Consider the following 11,253-nt stretch of genomic DNA (forward strand, 5'->3'; position numbering starts at 1 on the left):
AGTCCATGTCTCAGCTCGACAGCGCGGCCGGAACCGCCCTCGTCGTCGTCGCGCACCACCGCGCCGATTCCCTCACCGCGCACACCGCCCGCCGTACCGCCGCCCGACTCGAAGACGCCGGATACGACGTCGACCTGCTCGACCTGCACGCGGAAGGGTTCGACCCGCGGATGAACGTGGCGGACCAGCCTGACTGGGGCGATCGGGAGAAGCCGTATTCGGACGAGGTCCGGGCCCATATGCGGCGCGTTCTCGACGCCGATGTCGTCGTCGCCGTGTTCCCCGTGTACTGGCAGAGCGTGCCCGCCCTCCTCAAGGGCTGGATCGACCGTGTGTGGAACTACGGATTCGCCTACGGTCGCAGCAAGCCCCGCCTGGCCGGCAAGCGCATGCTGTGGCTGGGCCTGGCCGGTGCCACCTCCGACGATCCCGTCACGGAGGGAATGCAGGCCGTGCTGGAGGCCAACTTGAGCGAGGGCATCGCCTACTACTGCGGGTTCTCCCACTCCTCCGTCGCCCTCCTCCCCGACGCCGAGGAGCGCCCGCAGCGCCTCGACGCCGAGGGCAATCTGCTGGTCGGCGACGCGGTCGCGGGAGCCGAACGCGAGGCGCAGTACGCCGAGTTCGACCGCCGCGCGAGGAAGGCGGTGGAAGGGTTCCTCGCGACGGAGCCGGTGGCGGGCTGAGGATCACGGCCGGCGGTGCCCTTGGGGCCACGGGCGGAGAGCGTCAGGACGGGCGAGGGCGGCCGCATGCGCGGACCCCCGGGGTTCATCCCGCCGTTCTCCGCACCGCGGCATCGGCGGGAACGAAGTCGCTCGCGTGGCCGCGTTCGTCGTCCTCGAAGACGCCGACGTAGGCGTTGAGGAGGTCGGGCGCGTCGGGCAGGGGGCCGGGCCGGTCCTGTCCGGACCGGGCGTCCAGCATCAGCGCCCCGCCGTCCACCTTGCCGTACACGATTCCGTGCCAGGCGGCGGACACCGCCGGTGCCACGCGATCGTTCGCGGGCAGTTCCCACAGCCTCTTGCCGCTCGTCGCGTCGATGCCGGCGACCACGGTGTAGCCGTACTCGTCCTTGACGCACACGACGGTGCTCTGCTCGTCGTACAGGCACCGGTCCGGTGTGGCGCCCAGTTCCGTCCTGGCCACGGTGCGGCCCGTCGCGAGGCTGACGAAGGTGCCGTCGACGTCTCCGTAGTCCATTCCACTCGTCACCAGGACGACACCGGGCCGGGCGGGGACGACGTGCAGGTCGGAGGAGCCTCCTCCCACCGTCCAGGTCCGTTCGCCGTCGGCGACGCTCACTCCGTACACCTGGTCTTCCGTATAGCTGTCCGACGCGAAGAGCGCGACGGTGCCGCCGCCCACCGCGACGATCCGGGAGGTGTTCGGCTTGGTCCACAGGAGCTGGTGCGTCGTGAGGTCCACGGTGGTGATGTCCCAGCCGTCCACGACGACGGCCCTCCCCCCGTCCACACCCGCGACTTTCAGGTCCACGCCCCTCGTGAAGCTGTCAGCGGGCAGTTCGGTGCTCCACAGCTTCTCGCGTGTGCGCGCGTCGGCCACGAGAAGCCCGATGGCGTACGTGGTCGTGTGCGTGCCTGAACCGGCTCTGGCCACCGGCGCCACGCTCACGACGACGGTCCTGTCCCCCACCCGAGCGACGACGGGAGCACCCAGCTCGGGCTGCTCGCTCACCGGCATGCCCGTTTCCACCGGGACGTGCGAGGTGTCGCCGGTCGCCGAGTCGTACGCCGTCAGGCCGCTGTGATCGGCCATCCATACGGTCGTGCCGTGAAGAGCGAACTTCCCGGCCCCGTTCAGCGATCGCACGGGCTCGGTGAACCTGTTGACCGGGTCGTGGGCGCGCGGCGCGGCCGGGGGTTCGGCGGACGCCGCATTGCTCGGTCCGCCGCGTCCCGCCGGGCCTTCCCCCGCGGCCTCCTCGTCGCCCCCGCAGCCGGCGAGGGCCAAGAACAACGCGGTGGCCGCGGCTGTGCGCAGGTGAGGCCGGTGCGATCTCCGACGCAAGAGTCCCCCCGGATCCGGTAGGCGTGGTCGTTCACTGGGCAGGAAGCGCCCAGTGCCTCGGGCCCCCCGCCCTCTGCGTTCGTCGCGCCGATCGGCTCACGCTGCGCAGAACGCCATCCCGAGGTCACTGGGACGCTTGGGCCCCAATGTCACCCGTACCGGTCCGCCCGGTCTTTAGCCATGAGCGCGGGTGTCCTTCACATTCAGCGCGAGGAGGCCGCCCGGATCTCGCTCGGCGGCATCCCGTACGCCCGGCGGAAGGCCCGGCTGAAGTCCGCGGGGTGGCGGAAGCCCCAGCGCAGCGCGGTTTCGCCGATCGTACGGTGGCGCAGGCTCGGGTCGGTCAGGTCGGCGTGGCAGCGTTCCAGGCGCCGGCGCCGGATCGTGGCGGCGACGGACTCCGGTTCGCTCTGGAACAGTTGGTGCAGGGTACGCAGGGAGATGTGGTGGTGGGCGGCGATGGCCGCCGGGTCGAGCGTGGGGTCGGCGAGATGCCGGTCGATGAAACGGCTGATCCGCTCGCGCAGCACACCGCGGCGGGTTTCCGGGGGCAGCGACTCCTGGTCGCCGAGTCGGGCCGCGAGCAGTGACGCGGCCAGATCCGTGCCGACGGCCCCGAGCCGGGCCAGTTCCGCGGGGCGGCAGGTGCGGACAGCCCCGGGAAGCGAGGTCAGGTACAGATCGAGCAGGGCTCCGGAGCCGGTCTCGGTGGGCAGCGGTACGGCGAGGAGACGATCGACGCGGCCGTCGGCCAGCGGCATGAGAGTACGCGGCAGCCGCAGCAAGGTGAGGCGCACGGAACCGTCGTGGTCCTGGAACTCGCAGGACAGAGGTCTGGAGGTGGAGAACACCGCCATGCCGCGGGGTTCGAGGCAGGCCACACCGCGTCCCTGCTCCAGCCGGACGGCGCCGCCGCGCACCAGGACCAGGAAGTAGGCCTCCGGGTCGGCGCGACGGATGTGAACGGGCAAGCGCTGGGCCGACAACGGGGAGAAGTCGAAGACCGCCAGGCCGCCCGGCGGTCCGACGACCGCCGCCGAGCCCCGGAAACGATCCGCGTAGGGGCTTCGCATCGACACGGGCATGACCTCTTGGCCGACCATGTCGTGCCACCAGCCGAAGCGGTCCGGAACCGCTATGCCGTCGGTGTCGACGACCGCCACCGGCCCCGTCACCGTGGCTCCTTGCCCTGGCACATCTCTGACTTCGGGCATCCAACCAGCCTACTACGCGGGCGAGTTGACAAAAGCCGTTGACACCGGGGCACGGCACCGCCACGCGGGCGGCGGCGCCGAAGCGACTGGTCTGTGGAAGGGGCGGGGCGGTCGGATTCGAACCGACGTCCTCCGAGATGTCATCGCGGCGCATTACCTCTGTGCTACGACCCCGCCTTACTGATGATCATACTCCCGTGCACCGGCGTTCCGCACGGAATGGACGATGGACCCCCGGAGCAGGCTCCGGACCGCCGTCCACGCCTGTCAGGGAAGCACTGTCCGACGCGCCAGCCGAACGCGGGTGAGGTAGTCGGTGCATAACGTCTCACCGACCGGGCAGCGCGTGGGTCCGCATTCGGCACAGTTCTTCAGGTGCTCGACGTAGGCGCCGTAGCCGGCCTCCTGCAAGCGGTCCCCGGTGTCTTTGCGCGCGCTCATATCGCTCCCCGTAAACGGCACTGCGTCAGTCTGTTACCCGCGGTCAACGCTACGTCGCGACCACGGGTCTTGGGGACGAATTGCTGTCAGTGAGGCCGCCTTGGACCGCTCTGTGCAGGAGCGGGCTCGCGTCGGTGCCCGTCGAAACCGGTTCAGCGGTGTTCGGGGTTCTCGTAGTCGTGACGGCAGCCGGCGTCCCAGGCGGTGCGCTGGTTGCCGTAGGCGGGGATGCCGCCGGCGTCCTTGAGGAGACGGGCCAGGTGGAGCAGGTTCCAGGTCATGAAGGTGGTGTTGCGGTTGGTGAAGTCGTTGTCGGGGCCCCCGGAGCCGGCGTCGAGGTAGGAGGGTCCGGGGCCGGCCTCGCCGATCCAGCCCGCGTCGGCCTGCGGCGGAATGGAGTAGCCGAGGTGCTGGAGGCTGTAGAGGACGTTCATCGCGCAGTGTTTGACGCCGTCTTCGTTCCCGGTGACCAGACAGCCGCCGACGCGGCCGTAGTAGGCGTACTGTCCCGCGTCGTTGAGCAGGCTGGAGCACGCGTACAGGCGCTCGATCACCTGCTTCATCACCGAGCTGTTGTCGCCCAGCCAGATCGGGCCGGCCAGGACGAGGATGTCCGCGGCCATGACCTGCTCGTACAGCGTCGGCCAGGCGTCGTTCCGCCAGCCGTGTTCGGTCATGTCCGGCCAGACGCCGGTCGCGATGTCGTGATCGACCGCGCGGACGACCTCGACCTGCACGCCTTGGGTTTCCATGATGCGCACGCTGCGGTCGATGAGCCCTTGGGTGTTGCTGACCTCCGGTGACCGCTTCAGCGTGCAGTTGAAGACAAGAGCGCGCAGGTCGTCGTAGCTGGCGGGGGGTTCGTCGGCGGTCGCCGGGCTGGTGCTCACGGGTCTGGTTCTCCTGGTGTCGTGCCACCGTGCCCTTCGAGGTGGCGCAGGCCCTTCATCGTGCGGGCCGAACGCTCCCGACGGCGGCCACGGCACAACGGGCGCCCGGCAACCACTCTGACAGCCGAGTTGAATTCCTGGGCGGCGCGGGTGCGCCGGCCTGCGCACGTACAGGTGTGACGTCCCTGCTGGCCCGGCTGAGCGGCAGCCACGGCCGAGGGAGGCGCCCCGTTCCCTCCAGGGTCCGGGGCTGGGTAGGTCAGCCCAGCAGAGGCAGCGAGGTAGCCGCCACAGCGGTCGTCCCCGCCTCAGGTCGCTCCGGCTGGGCCTGGGCCACCGGGAGGCCCGGGTGTCGGCCAGGACTGTTCCGCCCAGATGACCTTGCCGTGTCTCGTGTAGCGCACGCCCCACCGATCAGCGAGCTGGGCCACGAGGAACAAGCCACGTCCGCCCTCGTCGAATTCGGCTGCCTGGACCACGCGCGGCGCGGTGCTGCTCGCGTCGCACACCTCGCAGATCAGGACGTGGTGGCGAAGGAGCCGGACCGTGATGGGCGGCGCGCCGTACCGAACGGCGTTGGTGATCAGTTCGCTGAGGATGAGTTCCGTGGTGAAACCCGTGTCGAGTCCCCAGCTCTCCAGTTGCCGCATGCACTGCGCTCGTACGGCACCGACTGCCGCGAAGTCGGCGGGTACGTCCCATTGGGCGATGTCTTCCGCCGGGAACCGGCGGGCACCTGCGACGAGCAGGGCGACATCGTCGCGTGACCTGTCCGGCACCATGGCGTCGATGACGGAAGAGCACGTGCTCTCGGAACTGGGCTCCTTGCGGGTGAGGACCGACCGCAGCAGCTCCAGTCCGGTGCCGATGTCCCTGCCGCCGCTCTGCACAAGCCCGTTGGTGTAGAGGACCAGGCGACTTCCTGGCGGAACGGCGATGTCTGCGGTCTGGAAGGGAACGCTCCCCAGGCCGAGTGGCAGATTGGCCGGGACGTCGACGAACTCGACCGACCCGTCGGGCAGGACGAGCACCGGCGGCGGGTGCCCGGCACTGGCGAAGGCACACCGGCCGTTGGTCGGGTCGTAGACCGCGCACACGAGGGTCGCCCCTGTGACGGTGTGGTCGTCGCCGCCTGCCTGATATGCGGCGTCCAGAAGCGTGACGAGTTCGTCCAGATGGAAGAGGAGGTCTTCCGGAGGCAGATCCAGGGTCGAGAAGTTGAGGACGGCGGTTCTCAGTCTGCCCATGGTGGCGGCGGCCTGCAGTCCGTGCCCGACCACATCGCCCACCACCAGAGCGACCCGGGCACCCGAGAGGGGAATGACGTCGAACCAGTCACCGGCGACGCCTGATCGGGCCGGCAGGTAGCGGTGGGCCACTTCCACGGCGTCCTGCGGGGGCAGGCCCCGCGGCAGCAGGCTGCGCTGGAGGGAGACCGCGGTGGCGTGCTCCCGGGTGTAGCGGCGCGCGTTGTCGATGCACACCGCCGCACGAGCGGCCAGTTCCTCCGCGGGCGATACGTCGTCCGGCTGGAACGGAGGCAGGTTCCCGCGCCAGAGCATGACGAGGCCCAGCACCACCCCCCGGGCACGCAGCGGCACCGTGAGGAGCGAGTGGAAGCCCAGCCGCAGAACACGCTGCGCGCCCTCCGGATCCGGATGCCGCCAGTCCTGCGATCGCGCCAGATCAGATACCAGAACGGCGTCTTCACCGGCGACCGTCTCGCGCTGGTGCGTGACCGGCCCGTACTCCAGACTGCTGCCCGCCTCGTGCCAGGGCCAGGCTTCGGCCGCCCCGCGCAGCGCCACGCGCCGCAAGGCGGACGCCACACCCGGTACGGGTTCGTCCCCGCGCAGCACCGCGTCGAAGAGATCGACGGTGACGACGTCCGCGAACTGTGGGACGACGAGGTCCGCGAGTTCTTCGGCGGTACGCGTCACGTCCAGGGTGCTGCCGATCTCCGCGCTCGCGCGGTACAGCAGCTCCAGGCGCTCGCGTGCGACTTCCGCGCGGCCGGCGAGGGCACGGAGCTCGGTGGTGTCACGCAGCGTGGCGACACCACCCTCCGGGTCACCCCTGCCGCGGCTTGTCCGTCGCACGTTCACCGCAAGCAAGCGGTCACCCACCGGCTCGACGGCGTCGTCCACGTCCTGCCCGGACTCGAGGAGCCGCACCATCGAGGAGGACAGGCCGAGATCGTGCAGCGAGCGCTGTTCCGCATCCGCGGGCAGCTCCAACAGCCGCCGGGCCTCGTCATTGACCAGCGACAGCCGGCCGTCGGCCCCGATCACCAGCACTCCTTCGCGCGCCGCGTGCAGTACCGCGTCATGGTGCTCGTACATGCGCGTCACCTCGCTCGGCCCGAGCCCGTGCGTCTGACGGCGCAACCGTCGGCTCACCAGCCACGCCGCGCCCGTCGCCAGCGCCAGTGATCCTGCGGCACCTACCGCCAGCAGCGGAAGCTGCCTGTAGAAGGTGCCGCTCACCGTGCTGATCTCCAGGCCGGCCGTCACGATGCCCACGACGGTTCCGTCCGCGTCGTTGACCGGCACGACCGCGCGCACGGCGTCCGTCGGCGCTCCCATGAACAGTTCGGTGTAGGACTCACCGGACAGCGCCCGGCTGAAGTTCCCGCTCGCTCGCTTGCCGATCAGATCGGGGCGGGCGTCGGTGTAGCGGACACCGTTCCGGTTCAGAACGGCGACGAAGTCCACGTCGGATGTCCGCCGAGCCTCTTCGGCCTCGGGCTGCAGCAGCGCTGTCGGGTTCGGGCTCTTCAGGGCTTTCGCGACCCCGGGGGAACTGGCGAAGCCCGCCGCCACCCCGAGCGCTTGGTTGCGCGCCCCACGCACCGCCTGGCTCCGCGTCTCGTACACCAGTGTGATGTCGCTCAGTACGGCCAGGAGCAGCACAACCAGCAACTGCAGCGCGAAGACCTGCGCCGCAACGCTGTGCGGCCATGGTTTCCGTGGTGCCGGTGATACGCCACTCGTCCCCTCACGCATTGACCCGTTTTAGCACCTAACAGACCGATATCGTCCTCACCGGAGGTGCGGCATGCCCGGGTTCAGGCGACCCGCACACGGGAGGTAACCCGGCCCTCCAGCCGTGCCCGGCACTCCGGCCACTCCGCCGCCGTGATCGAGTAGATCGCGGAGTCGCGCAGCCGCCCCTCCTCGCCCGGCACCCGGGAACCGGACCGGTTGCGCAGGACACCCTCGAAACGGGCGCCCACCGATTCGATGGCCGCCCGGGACCGGCTGCTACGGGCGTCCGTCTTCAGGTCGACCCGCGAGACCTTCCCGACCTCGAAGGCGTGCCGGAACAGGAGCAGTTTGGACTCGGCGTTGATCCCGGTGCCCTGGGCAGAGCGCGCCAGCCACGTGAATCCGACCTCGACGGCGTCGAGCCGGTCCTCCGTCAGCCACGACCGCGGCTCCCAGTACGCCGTGGTGCCGACGGCCCGTCCCGAGGCGAGGGAGATCTGCGCGAAGGGCGCCAGCCGACCGGTGGCCGCCCGAGCCGCCCGGGCATCGAGGTAGGCGTGGATCTCCTCGGCCCGGGGCACCCAGGTGAACCCGTAGGTGCCGCGCTCCTCCTCCCCCGCCAGGGCGAGGTCGGTGGCGTGCTGCGCACCCAACGGCTCCAGCCGTACCAACGTGCCTTCGAGCACCGGTGCCTTCAGTGTGAATGTCACCGGCCGGAGTCTTCCGCCCGGACCCGCGACCGTCGAACGGTTTCTCGCCGCTGCGCGGGGAGCGTCTCCCCGCAGGCGGCGCCATGAAGGAGTCCTGCGCCGGACGAGGAAGGCCGACGGGGGCCTGCCGAGTGAGTCCGCAGCGATCTTTGATTATTCGGAAACTCCAGGGCTGCCACCCGACTGGCCGACACTCAGAGCGACGACTTAACCACAACGAGTGAAGCTGACTGTGGGAGGGAACTCGAAAGGAGCATTCATGCGTCGCATACGCATAGCGCTGGCGGCCATCCCGGCGGCTCTGGTCCTCAACATCGCGCAGGCCGGTGTCTTCCCGGCGACCGCCGGCGGCCCCACCGGGGGCGACACCTCCGGCGACAGCGCCGGCACCGCTTCGCTGGACGGCTTCACCAAGCGGGTCGTCGCCACCGGCCTCGGCAACCCCTACGAGATCGTCTGGGGTCCCGACAGCTTCCTGTGGGCCGCCGAGAAGAGCGGCAAGAAGATCACCCGGGTCAACCCGCAGACAGGGGCCAAGAGCACCGCCCTCGACCTGACGAAGAAGGCCTGGCACACCGAGGGTGGCCAGGACGGCGTCCTGGGTCTCGCCCTCCATCCCGAGCTGCTCAAGAACAAGGGGCACGACTACGTCTACGTGTCCTACACGTACGACTCCAACCCCTCCGACGCCGAAGTCGACCAGCGGCTGCGCATCGACCGCTACACGTACGACAGCAAGACGGGCACCCTCGGCAAGCCGAAGAACCTGATCGCCGGACTCCCCTCCGGCACCGACCACCAGAGCGGCCGCCTGCGCTTCGGCCCCGACGGCAAGCTCTACTACACGATCGGCGACCAGGGCGCCAACCAGCTCCAGCACTACTGCGAACCCAACCGCGCCCAGTGGCTGCCCACCGAAGGGCAGATCAAGGCCAAGGACTGGATCGCCTACCGCGGCAAGACCCTGCGCCTCGACCCCGAGAACGGCTCGATCCCCGCCGACAACCCGGTCCTCGACGGCGTCCGCAGCCACGTGTGGGCCTACGGCTTCCGCAACGCCCAGGGGCTGGACTTCGGCACCGACGGCACCCTCTACAGCACCGACCAGGGACCCAAGACCGACGACGAGGTCAACATCCTGACCAAGGGCACCAACTACGGCTGGCCCTACGTCGCCGGCTACCGCGACGACAAGGCCTACGCCTTCCACCAGTGGTCCGCGTCCGCCCCCACCCCCTGCGCCGACCTCACCTACAGCGACCTCGAGGTCCCCAAGTCCGTGCCCACGCAGAAGGAAACCGACTGGAAGGGCACCTTCACACCGCCCATCCGCACCTTCGGCACGGTCCCCAGCAACTTCGACTTCTCCGACCCCAAGTGCGGCGAACTCGCCTTCATCTGCTGGCCCTCCCTGGCCAACTCCAGCGTCACCTACTACCCGGAGACGGGCGGCATCACCAAGTGGCGCAACTCGCTGCTCATGACCACCCTCAAGGACGGCTCGGTCTACCAGCTCGAGCTGACCGACGACAAGAAGAAGATCGTCCAGAGCACCAAGCTCTGGACGGCACAGAACCGCTACCGCGACATCGCGCTCAGCCCTGACGGCAAATCCGTCTACGTCGCCACCGACTCCGAAGGGCTCGTCCGCGACCGCAACGGTGCCCCCGCCACCACCCTCGACAACCCCGGAAGCATCCTCGTCTTCCGCCTGAAGTAACCCGCGCGCCGCCCGGAGCCACGGCCCGGGCGGCGCCCGCCGCGGTCCCGGACGAGCCTCGGTGCCGGGGCCGGATCCTCGGGACACGGGACCGCCCACCGTTCTCGTCACATCAGCAGGGGCGCTGGTACGCATGGCTCGCGAGTGGGGGACGATGAGGTGGTCGTGAATCGCCATGCCACGGAAAGTGATCGATGTGACGAGCGCCCATCAGCATCCCCGTCTCGAGGGCGACCAGACCTGCGCGGTCGGCACAGCACCCTCGGGAGCGGCTTGGGGTGAGATCACCCACGCCCTCTTCCGAGTCGGCCGTCTGCACCGCGTGGCCGCAGGCGCCCTGCTGCGCCGGGTAGGCCTCTACCCGGGGCAGGAGATCCTTTTGATGCTGTTGTGGGACGAGGACGACCGGCCTCAGGCAGACCTCATCCGTGCGCTCGGCCTCGACGCCTCCACCGTGACCAAGATGCTGCGACGCCTCGAGCAGGCAGGGTTCGTCACCCGCTGCCCCTCCCCTGCCGACCGCCGGGCGTCGATCGTGTCCCTCACCGATGCCGGCCGCGCGCTGCAGGAGCAGGTCGCGGACGTCTGGAAGGAGCTCGAGGAAGCCACGACCGCTCTGCTCAGCGAGGAGCAGACGAGGACGGTGACAGCCCTGTTGAACCGGATCGAGGAGGGGCTGGAGCAGCACCCCGTCAGTTCGCCCTGCGCGGAGCAGGACGGACAGGGGCAGACCGGCCGACCCAGCGGAGGGCCTTGATCGTCACGGCCGGGCCGAGGGAAAAGGGGCGGGCCGACGCGTGTTTCAGAGGGTCACAACTCGCAGAGTCAGCGTGATCAGGGAGAGAAGAAGGACGATCACCGCACCGGACATGTCCTTCGCGGCGTCTCCCCCACGGACGTGATGGATAACGGCGCCGGTCATCAGGACGGCGAGGCCGATCGCAGCGGCCACTCCCAGAGGTCCGACCCACAGGCCCACGACGAGCCCGGCAGCGCCGAGGAGCTGAGCGGTGCCGATGAAGCGCATCAGCGCTCGGCCCACGCCGAGGTGAGCGAGCTGGTCGACCATCTTCTGCGAACCGGACAGCTTGGCCGAGCCGGCACCGCAGAAGACAAGGGTGAGCAGTGCGGAGAACACCACTGTGGCTATGAACATGGAACTGGGCCTTTCACATGGTTATCGCTGAGAGCGCCCGGCATCTCGATCGACAGGAACGACGACGTGGTGGGCCGGCCGCCACCAGCCCTCCTCGGTGAGCA

9 protein-coding genes and 1 tRNA gene are annotated in these 11,253 nt (G+C 69.6%); 3 read left to right on the forward strand and 7 right to left on the reverse strand.

Features of this window, described 5'->3' with window-relative positions:
• The first annotated feature begins 5 nt into the window (after positions 1-5).
• Complete coding sequence (locus ACH499_RS14720) at positions 6-686, forward strand: NAD(P)H oxidoreductase (protein ID WP_399015896.1); 681 nt, start codon at positions 6-8, stop codon at positions 684-686.
• Between the two features lie 85 nt (positions 687-771).
• Here the strand turns inward: ACH499_RS14720 and ACH499_RS14725 are convergent, their stop codons facing one another.
• The 6 genes from ACH499_RS14725 to ACH499_RS14750 form a co-directional block, all read right to left on the reverse strand.
• The gene (locus tag ACH499_RS14725; RefSeq protein WP_399015899.1) at positions 772-1,779 is read right to left on the reverse strand and encodes a PQQ-binding-like beta-propeller repeat protein; all 1,008 of its coding nucleotides are present in this window, start codon (positions 1,777-1,779) and stop codon (positions 772-774) included.
• A 455-nt stretch (positions 1,780-2,234) separates the two neighbouring features.
• Positions 2,235-3,206, reverse strand: a complete 972-nt coding sequence (locus ACH499_RS14730; protein ID WP_399015901.1) for a helix-turn-helix domain-containing protein — start codon at positions 3,204-3,206, stop codon at positions 2,235-2,237.
• Between the two features lie 140 nt (positions 3,207-3,346).
• Positions 3,347-3,421 (reverse strand) — tRNA-Val (locus ACH499_RS14735).
• A 417-nt stretch (positions 3,422-3,838) separates the two neighbouring features.
• Positions 3,839-4,576 carry a flavodoxin family protein gene (locus tag ACH499_RS14740; RefSeq protein ID WP_399015903.1) on the reverse strand — a complete coding sequence of 246 codons (738 nt, stop codon included), beginning with the start codon at positions 4,574-4,576 and terminating at the stop codon, positions 3,839-3,841.
• Between the two features lie 308 nt (positions 4,577-4,884).
• The gene (locus tag ACH499_RS14745) at positions 4,885-7,581 is read right to left on the reverse strand and encodes a SpoIIE family protein phosphatase (RefSeq protein WP_399015906.1); all 2,697 of its coding nucleotides are present in this window, start codon (positions 7,579-7,581) and stop codon (positions 4,885-4,887) included.
• Between the two features lie 62 nt (positions 7,582-7,643).
• Positions 7,644-8,273 (reverse strand): GNAT family N-acetyltransferase, encoded by a 630-nt coding sequence (locus ACH499_RS14750; RefSeq protein ID WP_399015909.1) that lies wholly within the window; start codon positions 8,271-8,273, stop codon positions 7,644-7,646.
• Between the two features lie 259 nt (positions 8,274-8,532).
• On the opposite strand from ACH499_RS14750, the gene ACH499_RS14755 reads away from it, so the two are divergent.
• Together ACH499_RS14755 and ACH499_RS14760 are read left to right on the forward strand one after the other, a co-directional pair.
• Positions 8,533-9,993, forward strand: a complete 1,461-nt coding sequence (locus ACH499_RS14755; RefSeq protein ID WP_399015911.1) for a glucose/sorbosone family PQQ-dependent dehydrogenase — start codon at positions 8,533-8,535, stop codon at positions 9,991-9,993.
• 187 nt (positions 9,994-10,180) lie between these two features.
• On the forward strand, positions 10,181-10,750 hold the full coding sequence (locus ACH499_RS14760; protein WP_356202531.1) for a MarR family winged helix-turn-helix transcriptional regulator: 570 nt from the start codon (positions 10,181-10,183) through the stop codon (positions 10,748-10,750).
• Between the two features lie 45 nt (positions 10,751-10,795).
• Here ACH499_RS14760 and ACH499_RS14765 read toward each other — a convergent pair whose 3' ends face one another.
• Entirely contained in the window at positions 10,796-11,149 is a 354-nt protein-coding gene (locus ACH499_RS14765; protein WP_399015914.1) for a DoxX family protein, read from the reverse strand.
• Positions 11,150-11,253 lie beyond the last annotated feature (104 nt).

It is taken from the genome of Streptomyces sp. NPDC018947 (genome assembly GCF_044390505.1).
Lineage (GTDB): Bacteria > Actinomycetota > Actinomycetes > Streptomycetales > Streptomycetaceae > Streptomyces.